The organism is Brevibacillus gelatini (genome assembly GCF_003710935.1).
In the GTDB taxonomy this organism is placed as follows: Bacteria; Bacillota; Bacilli; order Brevibacillales; family Brevibacillaceae; genus Brevibacillus; species Brevibacillus gelatini.
On record NZ_RHHS01000047.1, the window covers coordinates 77,810 to 97,725 of the forward strand.

Here is a 19,916-nt window from a genome sequence, read left to right on the forward strand (position 1 = left end):
ATGGATACGATGGGGATCATCATGCGCATTCGGCCTTTTGACGTCGGATGCGTTTTTACTTTGGTTGAAAAGTATACAAAAGCAGTAAAGGATGAGGGACATGTTAATCGCTTTTGACTCCAAAACAGGAAACGTCAGAAGATTCGTCAGCAAGCTGGGGCTACCTCACGTGGAGATTGAACCCGAGATGGTGATCGAAGAGCCGTTCGTTCTGGTTACATATACGACGGGCTTTGGCCAGGTGCCGGAAAAGGTGGAGCGTTTCCTCAAGCGGAATCATGTCTATTTGCGCGGCGTGTCGGCCAGCGGCAACCGCAACTGGGGAGCCAGCTTTGCCAAAAGCGCAGACACGATTGCCAGCCAATATGGCGTTCCGGTCATTTCCAAATTCGAACTGTCCGGTACCGGCCGTGACGTGGAACAATTTACGAGTGGGGTGGCAGCAATTGCGACACATTGAATTGAACAACCAACTGATGCAGCGAGGAAGCGACGGATTTTACCAACTGGAAAAGGACAGAGAGGCTGTCGCGGTCTTCATGGAAGAAGTACAGGCCAAGACAATGACCTTCAACAGTGTGAAAGAACGCATGGACTACTTGATCGAAAACGACTACTACGAAAATGTGTACGAAAAATACACCGTGGAACAGGTCGATGAAATTTTCCGCCTGGCGCATGGGGCCGGGTTTCAATTCGCTTCCTACATGGCCATCTCCAAGTTTTACAAAGACTACGCCCTGAAAACGAACGACAAATCGATGTATCTGGAGCAGTACCCGGATCGGGTGGCGATTGTGGCACTCTCGCTCGGACGCGGTGACTTCGAGCTGGCGAAGCGGCTGACGGTATCCATGATCGAGCAGCGTCTGCAGCCTGCGACCCCGACGTTCCTCAATGCGGGAAAAAGCCGCCGCGGCGAAATGGTTTCCTGCTTCCTGCTGGAGATGGACGACTCGCTGAATTCGATCAACTACGTGCTCGGCACTTGTATGCAGCTGTCCAAAATCGGCGGCGGCGTGGCTGTCAACCTGTCCAAGCTGCGCGGACGCGGCGAGCCGATCAAAGGGGTCGAGGGGGCAGCCAAGGGCGTCATGCCTGTGCTCAAGCTGCTGGAGGATGCGTTTTCCTACGCCGATCAGATGGGCCAGCGCAAAGGCTCCGGGGCCGCCTACTACAACATCTTCGGCTGGGACGTCAACGAGTTTCTCGACTGCAAAAAGATCAATGCCGATGAAAAGTCGCGGATCAAGACGCTGTCAATCGGCCTGATCGTACCGAATGTGTTTTACAAGCTCGCAGAGGAAAACAAGCCGCTGACAGTGTTCGCTCCTTACTCCGTTTACAAGGAATACGGCATCCATCTGGATGATCTGGATCTCGACGAAATGTACGACGAGCTGGTGGCAAACGAGCGCGTCAAGAAAAGAGTCGTCATGAGCGCCCGCGACATGCTCACCAAAATCGCGATGATCCAGATGGAATCGGGCTACCCGTACATCATGAACAAGACGAACGCGAACAAAAATCACGCGCTAAAAGACATCGGCTCCGTGAAAATGTCCAACCTGTGCACGGAAATTTTCCAGCTCCAGGAGACGTCCACGATTACCAACTACGGCGAGCCGGACATCATCCGCCGCGACATTAGCTGCAATCTGGCTTCGCTCAACATCGTCAACGTGATGGAGCACAAAAAAGTGCGCGAATCCGTGCGGGAAGGCATCGAGGCGATTACCGCCGTAAGCGATATGACCCGCGTGGAAAATGCGCCAGGCGTGCAAAAGGCGAACCGCGAGCTGCATTCCGTCGGGCTGGGTGCGATGAACCTCAACGGCTACCTGGCGAAAAACAAGATCGCCTACGAGAGCGAGGAAGCCAAAGACTTCGCCCGCACGTTTTTCATGATGATGAACTACTATTCGCTGGAAATGAGCATGGAGATCGCCCAGACCAAAGGGGAAACGTTCATGGGCTTCGAGCAGTCGGAGTACGCCAAAGGCACGTATTTTGACAAATACTTGACGAACGACTACCGTCCGCGCACGGAAAAAGGCAAGCAACTGTTCGCGGGCATGCACATTCCGACCCCGGACGATTGGGCCGCGCTCAAGCAAAAGGTGCAGAAGAACGGGCTGTATCACGCGTACCGTCTGGCGATTGCGCCGACACAGAGCATTTCCTACATTCAGAATGCGACATCGAGCGTGATGCCGGTCGTCGAACATATCGAGACAAGAACGTATGCGAACTCGACAACCTACTACCCGATGCCGTACATGTCGCAGGAAAACTATTTTTACTACAAATCTGCCTATGTGATCGACCAGTTCAAGGTGATCGATTTGATCGCAGAAATTCAGGAGCATGTAGACCAAGGGATTTCTACCGTACTGCACGTCAACAGTAACATCTCGACCAGAGAGCTGGCGCGCTACTACATATACGCGGCGAAAAAAGGCTTGAAATCGCTCTACTACACACGTACCAAGCATCTGACAGTGGAAGAGTGCATTAGCTGCGCTGTTTAATGCGAGTGAACGATTCTGAGTAAGACAAGTTTTTTCAGAGAAGAGGAACGCCCGATGAAAGCAGTCAATTGGAACAGGCCGGACGACGATTTTACGATGACCTTTTGGAACCAGAACATCATGCAGTTCTGGACGGATGACGAGATTCCGCTCTCGGATGACAAAATGTCCTGGATGGAGCTTAGCGCTTCGGAACGGGACACGTACAAAAAAGTGCTCGGCGGACTGACCTTGCTCGACACCGTGCAAGGTGGCGTAGGGATGCCGAAAATCATGGAGCATGTGGACGGACTGCAGCGCAAGGCCGTCCTGGCCTTCATGGGCATGATGGAGCAAATTCACGCCAAATCGTACAGCAGCATTTTCACGACGCTCGCTGCTACGGAAGAGATCGACGAAATTTTTGCCTGGGTCGAGCGCAATCCGCATCTGCAAAAGAAAGCGGCACTCATCGCGAAGCGCTACCAGGAGATCGAGACGCCGAAAGATTTTTACATGGCGATGGTCGCTTCTGTCTTTTTGGAAAGCTACCTGTTTTACAGCGGCTTTTTCTACCCGCTCTATTTGGCTGGGCAGGGCAAGATGACGAGCAGCGGCGAAATTATCGACCTGATTGTGCGGGATGAAAGCATTCACGGCCTGTACGTCGGCGTGCTCGCGCAGGAAGTGTATCAAAAGCTCAGCGTCGTGGAGCAGACGGCGGTCAGAGAAGAGCTGTACGCACTCCTGCACGAGCTGCACGCAAATGAAGAGGAGTACACCGTCTCCTTGTACACAGAGATTGGTCTCGCAGACGAGGTGCTGGCCTACGTGCGCTACAACGCCAACAAAGCGCTGATGAATCTGGGGCTGGAACCGTTCTTCCCGGAAGAGGAGGTCAACCCGATCGTCCTGAACGGGATACGGACGCATACGAAGCAGCACGATTTCTTCTCGAAAAAAGGCAATGGCTACGTCCGCACGCTCAACGTCGAGCCGCTGACGGATGACGATTTTCGTTTTGAGTGAAAAACTTAAACGATTGTTTAAAAAGGCTGCTGTCTACAGATGGCAGTCTTTTTGCTGTGCTTGAAAGAAACTGCGAGTGGGACCTCACGCGGAATGTGCACGATGTCGTGTGGGAGAGGGAATAATAGTTTTATTTATTCGAAAATACTTTTTCATTCATATTTGTGTTATAAATAAATGATGTGTCGCTCTTCTCCTTGCCAGCCAGTCTATGAGAGTTGGACTTATGCAGCAAGGTAGAAACGGAGAGAGAGTCATGCAAACATCGAGTGATTCGTTTGGAGGACTGATTTATCTGACAAGGAATCCAGTTTGGCTGGAGTCTGGATAAAGCGGCAGACTTCGTGAATTTTTTCACTAATCTGAGGGTTGCTGAAAAGAGCCCTTTGCTTTTTATCACAGGAGGTTTTGTCATGCATCAAGAAGTTTCCTATTCGTTCATCGTCATCATCGGATTCATGCTGTTTGCGCTGTTTTTTGGCGCGGGCAATCTGATATTTCCTCCGATGCTCGGACAGATGGCGGGAACGAATGTCTGGGAAGCCAACGTCGGCTTTCTCGTGACCGGGGTTGGCCTTCCACTTTTGGCAATTACAGCGTTGGTGTATTCAGGTAAAAACGATTTGCGCTCGCTGGCAAGCCGCGTGCACCCGCTGTTTGGCCTCGTCTTCACCATCATGCTCTATTTGGCCATCGGGCCGTTTTTTGCCATTCCGCGCTCCGGGAATGTGTCGTTTGAGATCGGGATCAAGCCGTTCTTATCCGAGCAGGCCGGTCCTGTGCCGCTGATTGTCTTTACCGTCCTGTTCTTCACGCTCGCTTGCCTGTTGTCGCTCAATCCTGGAAAAATTATCAATGTAGTCGGAAAAGTCTTGACACCGATGAAGCTGACGTTTATCGGCATCATCGTCCTGACGGCCATTGTGTATCCGATTGGCGAGCTGCAAGCGCCAGTGGGGGATTACCAGTCCAAGGCGTTTTTCAAAGGATTCCAGGACGGCTATTTAACCTTGGACGCTCTTGGGGCATTTGTATTTGGCATCATCATCGTTCAGGCGATCAAGGAAAAAGGCGTTACGGCGCGAAAGCAAATTTTGCTGACGTGCGCCAAAGCGACGCTGATTGCAGGTGTGCTCCTGGCGTTTTTCTACTCGGTGCTCGCCTACATGGGCGCTTCCAGTGTGGAAAAGCTCGGTCATCTGGAAAACGGCGCGCAAGTTTTGGCCAAAGTGTCGAATTATTACTTCGGTTCTTACGGCGGCCTGCTGCTCGGTCTGATGATTACCGCGGCCTGCCTGACAACCAGCGTTGGACTGATTACGGCGTGCTCGTCGTTTTTCCACGCCTTGTTTCCGCGCATTTCGTATAAAAAGATTGCCGTAATTTTGGCTGTGTTCAGCACACTCGTCGCCAATATCGGGCTGACCGCACTCATCAAGGTGTCCGTTCCGGTTTTGACGATGATGTACCCCATCGCCATCGCGCTGATCTTTTTGACGTTTTTGCATCAGGCGTTTGGCGGGCGGCCAGAGGTGTATCAGGGTTGCTTGTTCGCCACGTTTCTCATCAGTCTGTTTGACGGGCTGAATGCTGGCGGGATCGAGGTCCAGGCGATCCATGACGTCTTTTCACGCTACTTGCCCATGTACACAATCGGGCTGGGCTGGCTGCTTCCTGGTTTGGTCGGGGGCGCAGTCGGCTACCTCATTTATTTGATTCGCAAACCATCCCTGCGTGCGCATGAGCTTCGCCTGACCAAACAATAAGGCAGAGCGAATAGAGTTTGGCGGCAGTTCCCTGTGCTTTCGATGATGTGGGGAAGCGGCGGCAGTTTTGCATGACAAAAGTGCTGGTTATGGTGCTCCAGCCAGGAAAATACTTGGATGCTCTGAACTCACTGTTTAATCGGCATGTCTGACGTTCTTTCAGATCGTTGGACATGCCTTTTTTTAAGTGGAAAAAAAGGAAAGGTTGTTACGAGAAAAGCCGTGCGATTAAAGCAACTGTTGCTGCACATATGGCCGCAGCTCCTCTGTAAACTGCTCGACCAGTTCGGGCCGCCCGTGAAACTGCGCTGGCGTATTTTGAAACAGCACGTCTTCCCACTGCTCGTCCTGTTTTTTGGCGACAAGCGTCTGGTGCGCATGGAGCGTCGGTTCCAGCTCGTCTTTTCCGGGCGGGATCATGCCGACCATGGCGCGAACCATCCCTACTTCCTCGCCGAGCAGGCATACGGACTTGATCTTGTACACGAAGGGGGGAGTCCGGTGATGGGAAAAAATGTCGTGCAGGTGGGTAAAAATCGTCTTTCGTCCGATCATCTGGCTGCCGTCGAATCCGATCAGCTCGCCGTCTGCCGCAAACGGCGCAGACATGTCGGCTGCATTGTGGTCGTTCCAGCCCTTGATGACCTTCTGGTAAAGGCTGCGGATCGCATCTTCGCATGTTGCTGTGTCCATCCTGACGTACCTCCTTGGGTGGCTGTTTGAATCAGTGTATCATACGAAACCGAAACGATGCCAAATGCCGGGACGGCGCTGCTTGCAGAAATCCCAGCCGTTTCCGAGAAGAAATGCTTTATCGAGTCCGTTTGAAATGTTAAAATTTTCTGAAAGGGGGTAGATGTGTGATGTATCATTTGAATGAAAATTTGTTGCAAAGCGCTCAACATTTTCCGGACCATCCCGCCTTCGTTTTTATGGGGGAGACGACCACGTACCGTCAATTGAACCAGCAGGTGGCTGAACTGGCCTCCGGGTTGTCCAGGCTCGGGATCGGAAAAGGGGACGCTGTTGCGCTCATCATGGACAACCGGCCACAATTTGTAAGCGCTTACTACGCGATTTTGCGGACAGGTGCTGCCGTCGTTCCGATGAATCCAATCTACACGCAAAGAGAGATCAGCTTTATCCTCGCCAACAGCCAGGCCAAAGCCGTGATCGCCCTCGCCGCGCTCGAACCTGTCCTCACCCCTTTGAAAGAACAACTCGATCATGTGAAACATCTCATCTACACAGAGGCGGCTGGCGACGGGCTGACGCTGGAGCAGGTTGCACAAGCAGGGGACGGCAGCTTTGTCGAGCCGGAGCGGCATGAAGACGATCTCGCTGTAATTCTGTACACATCCGGCACGACCGGGCAGCCAAAAGGCGCAATGCTCTCTCACCGCAACATGGCTTCCAATGCAGAAGCGATGGGGATTTTGTTCGAACTGCTTCCCGAAGATCGGGTGGTGGCTGTGCTGCCGATGTTCCACGTTTTTTGCATGACCGTTTGTCTCAACGGCCCGATCCGCTACGGGGCATCTATCATTATCATTCCGCGCTTCCATCCGGCAGAGGTGGTCCGCACGATCCGGGAGCAGCAAGCAACCTGCTTTGCGGGCGTGCCGACGATGTACAACTACATGCTCCAACTGCCTGATGCGACGAAAGAAGATTTCGCTTCCGTCCGTCTCTGCTGCTCGGGCGGCGCATCCATGCCTGTCGAGCTGCTGCACAAGTTCGAAGCGAAGTACGATGTGAAAATACTGGAAGGCTACGGACTGTCCGAGGCGGCTCCGGCAACAGCCTTCAATCCGCTGCACGGAACGAGAAAGCCTGGATCGGTAGGAGTGAACATCCCCCATGTCGAAAACAAGGTCGTCGATCCGGAGGGCAACGAACTGCCCCGTGGCGAAGTTGGTGAGCTGGTGGTCAAAGGACCGAACGTCATGCTCGGCTATTTGGGTCTGCCGGAGGATACGGCAGCGACGCTTCGGGACGGCTGGCTGTACACCGGAGATATGGCGCGGATGGATGAGGAAGGGTATGTGTACATCGTCGACCGCAAAAAAGACATGATTCTCGTCGATGGCTACAACGTCTACCCGCGTGAGGTGGAGGAAGTGCTCTACCAGCATCCGGCGATTATCGAGGCGGCAGTGATCGGCGTGCCTGACGAGGTGCACGGCGAAGCGGTCAAGGCGTTTGTCGCGTTGAAAGAAGTGGCGGTGTCCCAGGAAGACATCATCGCGTTTTGCCAGGACAAATTGGCGAAGTACAAAGTGCCGCGTCTGGTTGAAATCGTTCCGGAGCTGCCGAAAAACAGCACGGGGAAAATATTGCGCCGCGCCTTGCGTCAATAAGCAGCAGTTGGGGGCAGCAGAAGGAAATGAACCGGACCCACGCAGGAGTCTGGTTCATTTTTTGGCAAAGACAGCTTCGTTCTGGTTTTGGCGCAGGTGGCAGGCGGGCTGGAGTTTCTGGCGCTGCAGAAGGGGCTGCGATCACTTCCCTTTGCAAAGTTTCCAGGCAGAACTTTGCAAAGGGAAGCGAACCAAGATGTTTTGTTTCCCGTCCATTGACAAGGCATTTCCGATATGCCTAGCATGAAGCATCAACAAAAAGGAAGGAAAGGCCCCAGATGCAAGAAATCGACACCGCCACGCTCCACCGCCTTTGCCAACAAAACAGGCCCTTCGCCTTGTTCATCTACACCCCCATGTGCGGCACCTGCAAGCTGGCGGAGCGGATGCTATTTGTCGCCAGGGAAGCGCTCTCCAGGCAGCTTCCTTTGTACCGACTCAACATCAACACGGCCCCAGCCCTCGCGGAGCGGCTGCAAATCACGAGTGTCCCGGCGCTGTTCCTGTTTTGCGGGGAACAGGTCACGGGCAGGCATTATGCGCTGCACTCCGTCGGTTTTTTGTACGACGTGCTGAAAACACTCGCCTAGACAAACACCTAACCCCTTCGTGCTGAATACAAGAAAGAGAGACATATTGCGAAGGGGGAGGCGCATGCAAATCCATGTCGTGGAAGAAGGACAGACGCTGTCTGGCATAGCCGCACTGTATGGGTCGACTGCTGAGGCGATCGCGGAAGTAAATGAACTGCCCGATCCAGGCAGGCTCGTCGTAGGACAGGCGATGGTGATTCCGATTGTCGGGAGTTACCACTGGGTCAGGCAGGGAGACACCCTGTATACGATCGGGCAACGCTACCAGATCAGCGCAGCCGAACTGGCCCGCGTCAATAACATATCGCAGTACCGCCCGTTGCAAATCGGGCAACGCTTGTACATCCCGCCCCGTCCGCGGCGGGCGGCGGATTTCAATGCGTATGCGGAGCCGCGCAGGACCGTTTCGCCTGTACTGGAAGCGGACGTGCGCACGGCGGCACCGCACCTGACGTACCTGGCACCGTTCAGCTTCCGGATCAGACGGGACGGGACGCTGGCCCGGCCGGCATTGAACGATTTTCCCGCGATTGCAAGGCAAAACAATGTGGTACTGATGCTCGTCGTCACCAATCTGGAAAACGACCAGTTCAGCACGGAACTGGGCGGGCTTATCCTGAACAACCAGGAACTGCAAAACAAGGTGCTCGACAACGTTTTTCAAACGGCGAGAGAGCTTGGGATGGGAGACATCCATTTCGATATGGAGGCGCTCCCGGCTACGGATCGCGAGGCGTACATCCGCTTTTTGCGCAGGGCTCGCGACCGGGCGCACGCCCAGGGGATGATGCTTTCTGTCGCTTTGGCACCGAAGACGAGCGCCGAGCAGCAAGGCAGGTGGTACAGCGCCCACGATTACCGGGCGATTGGCGAGATTGCCGACTTTGTCGTTATCATGACGTATGAGTGGGGCTACAGCGGGGGGCCGCCGATGGCCGTGTCGCCAATTGGGCCAGTTCGTCGTGTCCTCCAATATGCCCTGACTGAAATGCCAGCCGAAAAAATTTTGATGGGCCAAAACTTGTACGGCTACGACTGGACGTTGCCGTATGAGCAGGGAACGACGGCGCGAGCGTTGAGTCCGCAGGCAGCGATTGCCCTCGCGGCGCGGGAAAACGCCGTAATCCGCTACGATTACCGGGCGCAGGCACCGTTTTTCCACTATACGGCAGACGATGGCAAACGGCATGAGGTATGGTTTGAGGACGCCCGCTCGATTCAAGCCAAATTCGATCTGGTGAAGCAACTGGGCATTCGTGGAGTCAGCTTCTGGAAGCTCGGTTTGCCGTTTCCGCAAAACTGGCTGCTGATCGAAAGCAACTTCCGCGTCCGCAAACGGACGTAGCGAGCAGACGTACAGATAAGAATGGGCTGCGCCAAACGGCTTGGCGCAGCCAAGTTTATGAATCGGGCCTGTCACCCGGGAAGTCCCCCATACGCACTGCGCACTGCTCAGAGCGTGCTCCGACAGCAAGGCAGGGCAGCGCAGCCCAGCGCTGAGTGTTGGCCCGGTCACGTTTTCCATCGGTAGCAATCGTGGTATGATGGTTAGAAGAATACGGGAAAAGGAGAGAAAAGATGGGAGAGTGCAAGCTGAATCACAGCAAAGAGGATGTAGAAAAGAAACTGGCCGAGCAAGCGCCGTTTTTGTCCGAAGCGCGGGTAGGACAGTTCCAGCGCATGTTGGAAGGCGAGCTTAGCCAGGAGCGGTTGAACGAGCTGTTTCACCTGTTGAAAAAATACGATCTGGCAAGCCCGGAAGAGCGCCTCGCGCGCGAACAGCAGATGGATCGACTGTTTGGCTAGAAAAAGCCGTCGGCGGTTCGGTTTGCGGCCCATGAAGTCTGCGTGCAGCCTGTTGTAGTGGGGAAAGATTCTTCGCTCTCGCGCCAGCACAGGAGCATTTCTTCGCCGTCAATAGGTTGCTGTTGCTAGCTTTGCGCGCGCTTTTTTGATCCATCTCGTAGAAAGAGCGCTTCGATTTTTAAAAAAACGAGAGTGCTTAACGTACATAGGGCAACAAGTTGTTCGATCACTTTTCTATCCATATATGAGCACCCCTGGCGGGAGAAAATGGCCGGAATGGAAAAAGCAAATCGCTTTTTTCGTTCCGGCGGCAAGGAGCAAAAATGAAAGACAGAATCTATTATCAAGATGCGTATGTGAGAACGTTTACGGCGCAAGTAATCAAGCAAGGCCGGGAAGAGGACGGTACGCCGTATGCCGTGCTCAGCCAGACGGCTTTTTACCCGACGGGAGGCGGACAGCCTGCCGATCTGGGCACGCTCGGAGAATGTCGGGTCATTGACGTGGAAGAAGTAGCGGGCGAGGTACGTCATCGGCTGGAAGCTCCGCTGCCGGAGGACTGCACGGAAGTGGTCGGTCAGATCGATTGGGACCGCCGCTTCGATCACATGCAGCAGCATGCCGGACAGCACATTTTGTCCGCCGCGTTTCTGGAAGTGGTGCAGGCGGAGACGGTCGCGTTTCACTTGGGAAAAGAACGCGTGACAATCGACGTCCGCCTGGATGAACTGACGCCGGACGTATGGGAAGCGGTAGAGCAGCGGGCCAATCAGGTCGTGCTGGAAAACCGTCCGATCATCGCCCGGTTTGTCGACGACGAAGAGCTGGCTGCACTGCCATTGAAAAAACAGCCGACGGTCACGGAAAATGTTCGCGTCGTCATCATCCCGGAGTACGACTACAATCCGTGCGGCGGCACACATCCTGCGCATACAGGCGAAGTGGGCATGATAAAAATTCTCGGCTGGGAGCGCCATCGCGGAAACATCCGGTTGGAGTTCATCTGCGGCTTGCGCGCTTTGCGCGATTACACACGCAAGCAGGGGGCTGTGCGTGAACTGGCAAAGCTTTTTGCAACCAGTGAAGCTGACCTGATCGCGCAGGCAGAGCGCGTGCTGGCCGAACGGGACAGCTTGAAAGCAAGACTCGTCGACGCCGAAAAGCAACTGCTGGAAGGCGAGGTCCGAAAGCAGCTTGACATGGCAGAGCAAGTGGGAGCAGCGCGGGTCATCACACAAGTTTTCCCGGACAAAACCATTCAGCAGTTGCAGCAGTTCGCCCAGCTTGCGGTCGCGGAGGCGCCGGACGTCGTATGCTTGCTGGCCGCCGCGACTGACGAGAAGACCCAGCTAGTATTTGCACGGGGTCAGGCTGTGAACGTCGCTGTCAATCAGCTAATCAAGGAGACGCTGCCGTTGATTGGGGGAAAAGGCGGCGGCAATCCGGCGATGGCGCAGGGCGGCGGTCAACCAGCGCCTGCTGTGGACGAAGTGCTGGCGCATGCCCGCAAGCTGCTTGCCGAGTCTCTGGTCTGACGGGCGAGTTGCGATTCGCGGCCAGGCCGCTTGCGCCTGGCCTCTACGATGATGGTTGATGCAAGGAGGAAACGACAATGCTATGGAATCCCGGTGATAAAGTTCGCGTGACGCAGCGGACAGGAGAGTATATTGCGGAAGTGCTGGAAATTCACGATACGAAATTGTTGGTCAAGGTGCTAGCCGTGACGAAATACCCGCAGCAGGGCGACCTGCATACGGCCTACGAGGTGGATGTGCCGCTGTTTCACCAGCGCCCGGCGCTCTCCTACCAGGAAAAATTCATGACCCCGGCCGCATCTGCCATCCGCTACAACGGCGAAGTGCCCGACTACAAAGAGTCTGTGCGCATCGCGATGGAGCGGGAAATGGAGAAGCTGAAAAAAATGGCGGCCTGGTCCGAACGTTGCCTGGCTGTACTGGAATCGATGTACAAGGAAACCTTTACAAACACGAAATAGAATGGTACTGTAATACTCGAATGTACGACAATTTCATAGGCTTACTACCAAACGGGGGCCGAGCATCGTCGGCTGAGATTGTAACGAGCGTGTTACTGACCGTTGAACCTGACCTGGGTCATGCCAGCGGAGGAAGAGGTATAGGAATCGATTTCACGGTGCGGCAGTTGCGGCGTATTTGCCGGAAAACTGCTGCCAGATGATGATGAGATCCACTCAACCATCCCACGGCGGATGGTTTTTTTACTTCCATCTGTCCGAGCGGATGCGGATGGGAAACGTATACGGCTTCCACCGTTTGACTGGAGTGACTTCCGGCAGGCGAGGGAAGCCGTTTTTTTGTCCCTCGACAGGTGCCACCAAGAAGGAGGAATACAATGGTTGTTGTGCTGAACGGAAAAACAGCAGAGCTGTCGGCTGAAATCAACACAGTCCGCGACCTGCTCGCTTCGTATTCCCTGCAGGAGAAGATTGTCGTCGTGGAGCGCAACGGAGAAATCATCGACCGCTCCCGGTATGAACAAACGCCGATTGCAGACGGAGACCGCATCGAAATCGTTCATTTTGTCGGAGGAGGATGACCAGCATGGATACATTGAAAATTGGCCCTTACGAGTTTCGTTCCCGCCTGTTGCTTGGGACCGGAAAATTCGCAGATTTGGAAACACAAGGAAAAGCTGTCGAGGTGTCGGAAGCGGAAATTTTGACGTTTGCGATTCGCCGTCTCAATTTGGAAAATCCGCAAGAGCCGAACTTTTTGGAACAGCTCGATCTGAAAAAATTCACTTTGCTGCCGAACACAGCGGGAGCTTACACGGCGGAGGAAGCGGTGCGCATCGCCCGTCTGGCGAAGGCTTCCGGCTTGTGTGACATGATTAAGGTTGAGGTCATTGGCGACCCGAAAACATTGCTGCCTGACCCGATTGGCACGCTGGAAGCGTCGAAAATTTTGGTGGAGGAAGGCTTTATCGTGCTGACCTACACCAACGACGATCCGATTCTCGCCAAGCGCTTGCAGGAGGTAGGCGTGCATGCTGTCATGCCGGGCGCATCCCCGATTGGATCTGGACAAGGCATCCTCAACGAAAACAACCTCCGCTTCATCATCGAGGACGCCAAAGTGCCCGTTATCGTAGACGCTGGCATCGGTTCGCCAGCCGATTGTGCGAAAGCGATGGAGCTGGGCGCTGACGGCGTGCTGCTGAATACGGCTGTCGCGCTTGCGGACAATCCCGTGTTGATGGCCGAAGCGATGAAGCTTGGCGTGGAAGCGGGACGCAAAGGCTTCCTCGCAGGACGGATCGCGAAAAAGCGCTACGCATCGGCGAGCAGCCCGACAGAAGGGATGATCGAGTAGCGTGGACCGACTGACAGAAGCGGTAGAAGCGATTGCCAGCCGCAAAGAAGAGCTGTTTGCCCTTTTGGCAGAGCTCGTTTCCCATCCGACTGTTAGTCCGCCAGCGCGAAACAGCGATGCGGCGCAAACCGTACTCGCCAATCGGCTTGCAGCCATTGGCTTTGAGGTTGATCGCTGGACCGTTTACCCCGGCGACGACAATATCGTCGGACGACTGCCGGGCAGCGCTCCTGCCAAGGCGAACAGCCTGATTGTCAACGGGCACATCGACGTCGCAGAAGTCGGGGACGATGCGAGCTGGACGTATCCGCCGTTTTCCTTGACTCGCGGCGCGGACGGGCGGCTGTACGGACGCGGTGTAGCCGACATGAAGGGCGGACTGGCGGCAAGCCTGTTCGCCATCCAGATGCTGCGCGAGCACGGCGTCGAGCTGGCAGGCGATTTGCTGTTCCAATCGGTGATTGGCGAGGAAGCGGGCGAAGCCGGAACGTTGGCTGCGCTCGAACGCGGCTATCAGGCGGACTACGCTGTCGTTGTCGATACGAGCAACCTGCACATGCAAGGGCAGGGCGGTGTCATTACCGGATGGATCACGATTGAGAGCCCGACGACCTTGCACGACGGGATGCGGGCACGGACGATCCATGCCGGAGGTGGCGTGCGCGGCGCGTCAGCCATCGAAAAAATGGCGAAAATCATCACCGCGCTGCAAGAACTGGAGCGGGACTGGGCTGTGATGAAGGCGTACCCCGGTTTCCCGGCTGGCAGCAATACGATCAATCCTGCCGTAATCGAGGGCGGACGCCATGCTGCGTTTATTGCGGATCGCTGCGCGCTCTGGATTACCGTTCACTTTTACCCGAACGAATCGTATGAACAGATCATTCGCGAAATCGAAGACCATGTCGGACGGGCAGCAGCGGCTGACTTGTGGTTGCGCGACCATCCTCCCGTCTTTCGCTGGGGCGGTCGCTCCATGATCGAGGATCGCGGGGAAATTTTCCCGTCCCTGGAGCTGGATACAAAGCATCCGGCCCTGGCGCAGCTGCAAGCCGCCTATGAGAGCGAACTGCACGCGGCGCCTGTGGTGGACATGTCGCCCACGGTCACGGACGCAGGCTGGTTCGCGCATGCCGGCATTCCTGCAGTGCTGTTCGGTCCGGGTGAATTGAAGTACGCCCATGCTGTCAACGAGTCGATTGATCCCGAACAGCTTGTCCGGTTTGCCCAGATCATGGCCCGCTTCATCGCTAGCTGGTGCAATACGTCAAAGGAAGAGAAGGAGTGAAAAGAGAGCATGGCAACCTTTACAGACCGATTGTTGCGCAGTGTGGCTCCGATCTGGGAGCGCGTTCACCAGCATCCGTTCGTAACGGGTCTCGGTGACGGCACGCTTCCCGTGGAGTCGTTCAAATTTTACTTGAAGCAGGACTACATCTATCTGATTGATTACGCCAAAATGTTCGCGCTTGCAAGTGTGAAGGCATACGACCTGGAGATGAGCGCCCGGTTTGCGGCCTTGCAGGAATCGACGCTCAACATGGAGATGGAGCTGCACCGCCAGTATGCGGCCCGCTTCGGCATTTCCCGCGAGGAACTGGAAGCGACCGAGCCGTCCTTTGTCATGCTGGGCTACACCAGCTACATGCTGCGTGCCGCACACCAAGGCTCGCTGGCCGAGCTGGTCAGCGCGCTGCTTCCGTGCACGTGGAGCTACTGGGAGATCGGCAAGCGGCTGGCGCAGGTCGAAGGGGCGCTGGACCACGAGCTGTACGGCGAGTGGGTGCGCATGTACAGTTCGGACGAGTTCGGTCAGCTCGCGATCTGGCTGATCGACATCATGAACAAGCTGGCAGAAGGGAAAAACGAGCAGGAGCTGGCGAGACTGGAAGAGTATTTCGTCAACACCTCCAAGATGGAATACATGTTCTGGGATATGGCCTATAGAGAGGAAATGTGGCCGTGCGCGATCAACTAGCTTTTTCCAACGTCCGCTTTTCATACACAGGTACGCCGATTCTCGAAGACTTTGATCTGCGCGTGAAAAAAGGCGAGTTCGTCAGCTTGATCGGGCCAAGCGGGATCGGAAAAAGCACGTTGTTCCAACTGATCGCGGGACTTTTGCAGCCCGAACAGGGAGAAATCCGGCTGGGCGAGGAACGGATGGAACAGCGGTTGGGGCACGTAGGCTACATGCCCCAGCGCGATCTGCTCATGCCGTGGCGGACAATTGTGGAAAATGCAGCCTTGCCGCTGGAGATCAAGGGCGTGTCGAAAAAGGAAGCGCACGAGCGTGTCAGACAGGAACTGCCCCGGTACGGATTGCAGGAGTGGGCAGACGCCTATCCTGCCCAGCTTTCCGGCGGCATGCGGCAGCGCGTCTCCTTTTTGCGGGCGCTTCTGTCCGGAACAGACCTGATGCTGCTCGACGAGCCGTTCAGCGCCCTCGATGGCATTACGCGGCTCGACATGCAGGAATGGCTGATGGAAAAATGGCAGGAGACAGGCAGTACGATGCTGATGATTACGCACGACATCGACGAGGCGATCTTGCTCGCTGACCGCGTGATCGTCCTGTTGGGCAAGCCGATTCGCCAGCCAATCGAGCTGCACGTTTCCATCCCTCGACCGCGAACGGTCGGCAGCCGGAATCAGCCCGGCTTTCTCGCCTTGCGCGAACAAATCTGGACCTTGCTGCGCACAGAACAGTCCAGGCTGCAGACGCTGGGGAGGGAAGCGTGATGACGAGAGGGTTTTGGTTCGGCACTTCCATCGCGCTCTTTTTCGTCGCCTGGGAGGCTGTGTGCCGCCTGCTGGCCGTGCCGCCGTTCATCTTGCCGCCGCCGAGCGCAGTCGTGCTCGCGCTGTGGGAGTTGCGCGACGCACTTCTCGGGCTGCATTTGTGGGCGACGTTGAAAGAAGTGCTGCTCGGCCTGTCTGTCTCGATTGTGTTTGGCGTTTTGCTCGCTTTTGCGATGAAGATGAGTCGAGTCGTCGAGCGACTGGTCTATCCGTATATTGTCATTTCGCAAACCGTTCCCATTATTGCATTGTCTCCTGTTTTTATTTTGTGGTTCGGATACGATTTGTCCGGAAAAATCGCGGTGACGATCCTGTTCACTTTTTTCCCGATTGTCGTCAACACGTATGACGGACTGCGCTCTACGGACAAGGAGATGCTGCAACTGCTGAAAACAATGGGCGCTACCCGCTGGCAAATGTTCACGAAGCTGCAGTTGCCGTCGAGCCTGCCGCATTTTTTCAGCGGCTTGAAGGTGGCCGCGACTTACAGTGTCGCGGGTGCGACGATTGGGGAGTGGCTCGGTGCGAGCGAGGGGCTTGGCTACTTCGGCAGACGGGCATCGGGCAATTTTCAGGCACCTGCGCTGTTTGCCTCGGTCCTGCTGCTGTCTGTCCTGGGCATGCTGCTGTTCTGGCTCGTCGGGCGGGTCGAGCGCCGTCTGTCTCCGCATACCAAAACGAAACGCCCAATATCCAGGTAAAAAAAGTAGGAGTAGGGAGATCAATCATGAAACGGATGCATACATGGACAAAAACCATTCTGGCACTGACACTTGCCACTGGACTTGCTGCGTGCGGCAGTCAGTCCGGGACTGGCACAACCACGCCGCAAGCACCGGCTCCGGCTGAAAATGCGGCGGAGCCTGCCGAGCTGACAATCGCGCTCGACTGGTATCCGAATGCGGTGCACTCCTTCCTGTACGCCGCAGAAGAGCAAGGCTTTTTCAAGGAAGAAAACCTCAAGGTCAACCTGCAAATGCCATCGGACAGCAATGATCCGCTGAAAATGGCGGCGGCAGGCAAAGTCGACCTGGCGATCAGCTACCAGCCGCAGCTCGTCCAGGCGCGCGCCGAAGGAATCCCGGTCGTGTCTGTCGCGGCACTCGTGCGCCATCCGCTCAACGTCATCATGACGCGCAAGGACGGCGACATCGACAGCCCGCAAAAGCTGGCAGGCAAAAAAATCGGCTATCCGTCCATTCCGCTTGACGAATCCATCGTTCGCCAGGTGGTCAAGCATGCGGGTGCAGACGACTCCGGCCTGTCCTTTACCGACATCGGCTTTGACATCGTTCCAGCCCTGACAGCGAAAAAAGTGGACGCGGTCGTCGGCGGTTACATCAACCACGAGCAACTGATTCTGGAGAAAAACGGCATCCCGGTTCACGTCTTCAAACCGTCTGATTATGGCGTGCCGGATTATTACGAGCTTGTGCTTGCGACCAGTGACGAGACGCTGGGCAAAAAGCAGCAGGCGGTCGAAGGCTTCCTGCGTGCGATTGGAAAAGGCCAGGACTACGTGAAAAACAACAAGGAAAAGGCGCTCGACCTGTTGCTCGCCAAGCAAGCCGCCGAGTTCCCGCTGGAAAGAGACATCGAGACGAAAAGTCTGGACATCCTGATTCCGCTGATGGATGCGGGCGACAAGCCGTTTGGCTCCATGACAGCCGAGTCGTGGCAAACGTTGATCGACTGGATGAAAAAAGAGAAGCTGATTACGACCGATGTGAAAGTAGAAGACATCATGCGTGATCTGCTGAAATAGACAGAGCGAAAAAGCAAAACCCCCTGTTAGCCAAACAGCCTGGTACGAGCATGTTCTCGTTTTGCCAGGGTGAGGCTGGCGGGGGGTTTTTATGTTAGCTTGCCATTGTCAGTTGACTGGAAAGGTTTTACATGGTATGTTTAAGTTAGTTATTTTGATAAATTTCTAAATATCTAATAAAGATATTCTGAAAGTAGGATCGATCATTATGTCCATGAATCAAGCCTTTAAAGCGCTGTCTGATCCGACAAGGAGAAAGATTCTCGACTTGCTGCGGGAAAAAGACAGAACGGCTGGCGAAATCGCCGAACATTTTCAAATGACAAAACCGAGCATCTCCCATCACCTCAACCTGTTGAAGCAGGCGGAAATGGTCTTTGACGAGCGAAAAGGGCAAAACATCTACTACTCGTTAAATACGACCGTTTTTCAGGACCTGTTGAAATGGTTTATTCAATTCCATTCGAAAGAGGAGCAATGACATGAAAATAACCCCGATGACTACTCTGTGTTTTCTTGCCAGCATCGCGATGGCGATCATTTGTTACCCCTCCATGCCTGACCAAATGGCCATACACTGGGGAGTGAACGGCGAGCCGGACGGCTTTGCGCCAAAGATTATCGGCGTATCGTTTGTTCCGGTGATGATGGTGCTGATCTTCCTGTCGTCCCACTATCGCAAACAGAGCTATCAAAAGTTCCAAAGCAGCATGGACGCGATATGGAACACGCTGATGGTTGCGCTTCTCGTCATCCACGGCCTTATCATCGCATATGGTTACGGATATATGGTAAACATGGCGACCGCCGCGACGCTCATTCTCGGAATGCTGTTCATTACCATGGGAAATTTTATGCCGCGTTTTCGCCACAACTATTTGATCGGGATACGCACGCCCTGGACGCTGGCTAGTGAAAAGGTATGGAAAATGACCCACAAACTGGCGTCCCGTGTGTTTTTTATCGGCGGGCTGCTCATCGTCCTGACTGTATTTTTGCCGTCACCCGCTCACTTCATTGTGCTGCTGCTCATCATAGCGGCCACGATCCTTGCCGCGATCTGGAGCAGCTTCTACTACGCCAAGAGGAGGAAATAACATGAAAAATTTGAAAATAGCGGTTCTGCTGGCGGTGTTAAGCGCAATCGGCTTTCTTGCGGCCACTCCTTATTTGCTGACGATGATCGGGGATGCGATCGCCATGGTGCCTCTTCCGGTGCCGGCTGTCATTGCATTGTTTGTTTTGCAGGGCGGCATCACGGCATTTCTGCTTGCGTGGGCCGGATTGACATTGGCAGGCAAGGTCGGGCTCGATGCGCCAATCTTGCGGAACTGGCTGTATAAAACGGGGGGAGCATCCTTTACCGGACCAGGAATCGTACAGGCGGTCATCTTTGGGCTGATCGGCACGCTGCTGATCTATTTGCTGGAACGGCAAATTTTCCAGCCGCTGCTGCCGATTCTCGCGGAAAAGGCCCAGGACTTGAACACACCGGTTTGGGCGGGGGTCTTGACGGCGATTCAAGGCGGCGTGTACGAGGAAGTAATGGTGCGGCTGTTCATGATGACACTCGTCGTCTGGATATTGAGCAAGCTGTTCGAGCGCAAGTCTGCTCCCCAGGCCTGGATGTACTGGGCCGGAATCATCACAGCAGCCTTTTTGTTCGGACTTGGCCATCTTCCTGCGGCGTCCGTCTATTTTGGCGAGATTACACCGCTCTTGTTCGTGCGGACGATTGCCTTGAACGGGGTGGCAGGCATATTGTTCGGCTACCTGTACTGGAAACGCGGGCTGGAGTACGCCATGGTTGCTCACGCGATAGGGGATATCCTGCTTCACGGCTTTTTAAGCTGAGTGAAGCAGGTTTGTTTTTGCAAGAAACTAGTAAAATTTTTATTTTTATGTAATTTTCTAGCTCTTCACCATTAAACG

At 54.9% G+C, this 19,916-nt stretch carries 21 protein-coding genes and 1 riboswitch; of the genes, 20 read left to right on the forward strand and 1 reads right to left on the reverse strand.

Annotated elements, in window-relative coordinates; translation table 11 throughout:
• The first annotated feature begins 100 nt into the window (after positions 1 to 100).
• The 4 genes from nrdI to brnQ all read left to right on the forward strand — a co-directional run bounded on the left by nrdI (position 101) and on the right by brnQ (position 5,305).
• Positions 101 to 460, forward strand: a complete 360-nt coding sequence (gene nrdI / locus EDM57_RS19240; RefSeq protein ID WP_122906313.1) for a class Ib ribonucleoside-diphosphate reductase assembly flavoprotein NrdI — start codon at positions 101 to 103, stop codon at positions 458 to 460.
• Entirely contained in the window at positions 447 to 2,531 is a 2,085-nt protein-coding gene (gene nrdE / locus EDM57_RS19245; RefSeq protein WP_122906314.1) for a class 1b ribonucleoside-diphosphate reductase subunit alpha, read from the forward strand. The genes nrdI and nrdE overlap by 14 nt, the downstream gene beginning before the upstream one ends.
• A gap of 54 nt (positions 2,532 to 2,585) precedes the next feature.
• Complete coding sequence (gene nrdF / locus EDM57_RS19250; RefSeq protein WP_122906315.1) at positions 2,586 to 3,539, forward strand: class 1b ribonucleoside-diphosphate reductase subunit beta; 954 nt, start codon at positions 2,586 to 2,588, stop codon at positions 3,537 to 3,539.
• Between the two features lie 413 nt (positions 3,540 to 3,952).
• Positions 3,953 to 5,305, forward strand: coding sequence for a branched-chain amino acid transport system II carrier protein (brnQ, locus tag EDM57_RS19255; protein WP_122906316.1), 1,353 nt, complete (start codon positions 3,953 to 3,955; stop codon positions 5,303 to 5,305).
• 228 nt (positions 5,306 to 5,533) lie between these two features.
• Here brnQ and EDM57_RS19260 read toward each other — a convergent pair whose 3' ends face one another.
• A complete protein-coding gene (locus EDM57_RS19260) occupies positions 5,534 to 5,998 on the reverse strand; it encodes an SgcJ/EcaC family oxidoreductase (protein ID WP_122906317.1) in 465 nt (154 codons plus the stop codon).
• A 170-nt stretch (positions 5,999 to 6,168) separates the two neighbouring features.
• Here EDM57_RS19260 and EDM57_RS19265 point away from each other — a divergent pair, with 170 nt between their 5' ends.
• The 16 genes from EDM57_RS19265 (at position 6,169) to EDM57_RS19340 (ending at position 19,838) form a co-directional block, all read left to right on the forward strand.
• Positions 6,169 to 7,665, forward strand: coding sequence for a fatty acid--CoA ligase family protein (locus EDM57_RS19265; protein WP_122906318.1), 1,497 nt, complete (start codon positions 6,169 to 6,171; stop codon positions 7,663 to 7,665).
• Positions 7,666 to 7,943: 278 nt separating this feature from the next.
• The gene (locus tag EDM57_RS19270; protein WP_122906319.1) at positions 7,944 to 8,255 is read left to right on the forward strand and encodes a thioredoxin family protein; all 312 of its coding nucleotides are present in this window, start codon (positions 7,944 to 7,946) and stop codon (positions 8,253 to 8,255) included.
• Positions 8,256 to 8,319: 64 nt separating this feature from the next.
• A complete protein-coding gene (locus EDM57_RS19275; RefSeq protein ID WP_122906320.1) occupies positions 8,320 to 9,603 on the forward strand; it encodes a glycoside hydrolase family 18 protein in 1,284 nt (427 codons plus the stop codon).
• Between the two features lie 233 nt (positions 9,604 to 9,836).
• Entirely contained in the window at positions 9,837 to 10,064 is a 228-nt protein-coding gene (locus tag EDM57_RS19280; RefSeq protein WP_122906321.1) for a 50S ribosomal protein L7ae, read from the forward strand.
• A 323-nt stretch (positions 10,065 to 10,387) separates the two neighbouring features.
• Positions 10,388 to 11,599: an alanyl-tRNA editing protein gene (locus EDM57_RS19285; RefSeq protein WP_122906322.1), complete on the forward strand. Its 1,212-nt coding sequence runs from the start codon at positions 10,388 to 10,390 to the stop codon at positions 11,597 to 11,599.
• Positions 11,600 to 11,676: 77 nt separating this feature from the next.
• A complete protein-coding gene (gene kapB / locus EDM57_RS19290) occupies positions 11,677 to 12,060 on the forward strand; it encodes a kinase-associated lipoprotein KapB (protein ID WP_122906323.1) in 384 nt (127 codons plus the stop codon).
• Positions 12,061 to 12,101: 41 nt separating this feature from the next.
• A riboswitch (TPP riboswitch) is annotated at positions 12,102 to 12,212 on the forward strand.
• A gap of 225 nt (positions 12,213 to 12,437) precedes the next feature.
• Positions 12,438 to 12,641 carry a sulfur carrier protein ThiS gene (gene thiS, locus EDM57_RS19295; RefSeq protein ID WP_122906324.1) on the forward strand — a complete coding sequence of 68 codons (204 nt, stop codon included), beginning with the start codon at positions 12,438 to 12,440 and terminating at the stop codon, positions 12,639 to 12,641.
• A 5-nt stretch (positions 12,642 to 12,646) separates the two neighbouring features.
• On the forward strand, positions 12,647 to 13,417 hold the full coding sequence (locus EDM57_RS19300; protein WP_122906325.1) for a thiazole synthase: 771 nt from the start codon (positions 12,647 to 12,649) through the stop codon (positions 13,415 to 13,417).
• Position 13,418: 1 nt separating this feature from the next.
• A complete protein-coding gene (locus tag EDM57_RS19305; RefSeq protein WP_122906326.1) occupies positions 13,419 to 14,705 on the forward strand; it encodes an acetylornithine deacetylase in 1,287 nt (428 codons plus the stop codon).
• Positions 14,706 to 14,714: 9 nt separating this feature from the next.
• Positions 14,715 to 15,395 carry a thiaminase II gene (gene tenA / locus EDM57_RS19310; RefSeq protein ID WP_122906327.1) on the forward strand — a complete coding sequence of 227 codons (681 nt, stop codon included), beginning with the start codon at positions 14,715 to 14,717 and terminating at the stop codon, positions 15,393 to 15,395.
• The gene (locus tag EDM57_RS19315; protein WP_122906328.1) at positions 15,380 to 16,159 is read left to right on the forward strand and encodes an ABC transporter ATP-binding protein; all 780 of its coding nucleotides are present in this window, start codon (positions 15,380 to 15,382) and stop codon (positions 16,157 to 16,159) included. Before tenA ends, EDM57_RS19315 begins: the two co-directional genes overlap by 16 nt.
• Entirely contained in the window at positions 16,159 to 16,920 is a 762-nt protein-coding gene (locus tag EDM57_RS19320) for an ABC transporter permease (protein ID WP_122906329.1), read from the forward strand. The genes EDM57_RS19315 and EDM57_RS19320 overlap by 1 nt, the downstream gene beginning before the upstream one ends.
• Before the next feature lie 26 nt (positions 16,921 to 16,946).
• Positions 16,947 to 17,984 carry an ABC transporter substrate-binding protein gene (locus EDM57_RS19325; protein ID WP_122906330.1) on the forward strand — a complete coding sequence of 346 codons (1,038 nt, stop codon included), beginning with the start codon at positions 16,947 to 16,949 and terminating at the stop codon, positions 17,982 to 17,984.
• Positions 17,985 to 18,198: 214 nt separating this feature from the next.
• Entirely contained in the window at positions 18,199 to 18,465 is a 267-nt protein-coding gene (locus tag EDM57_RS19330; RefSeq protein WP_211338277.1) for an autorepressor SdpR family transcription factor, read from the forward strand.
• A 1-nt stretch (position 18,466) separates the two neighbouring features.
• The gene (locus EDM57_RS19335) at positions 18,467 to 19,081 is read left to right on the forward strand and encodes an SdpI family protein (RefSeq protein ID WP_122906332.1); all 615 of its coding nucleotides are present in this window, start codon (positions 18,467 to 18,469) and stop codon (positions 19,079 to 19,081) included.
• A gap of 1 nt (position 19,082) precedes the next feature.
• Positions 19,083 to 19,838: a CPBP family intramembrane glutamic endopeptidase gene (locus EDM57_RS19340; RefSeq protein WP_122906333.1), complete on the forward strand. Its 756-nt coding sequence runs from the start codon at positions 19,083 to 19,085 to the stop codon at positions 19,836 to 19,838.
• The last annotated feature ends 78 nt before the right edge of the window (positions 19,839 to 19,916 follow it).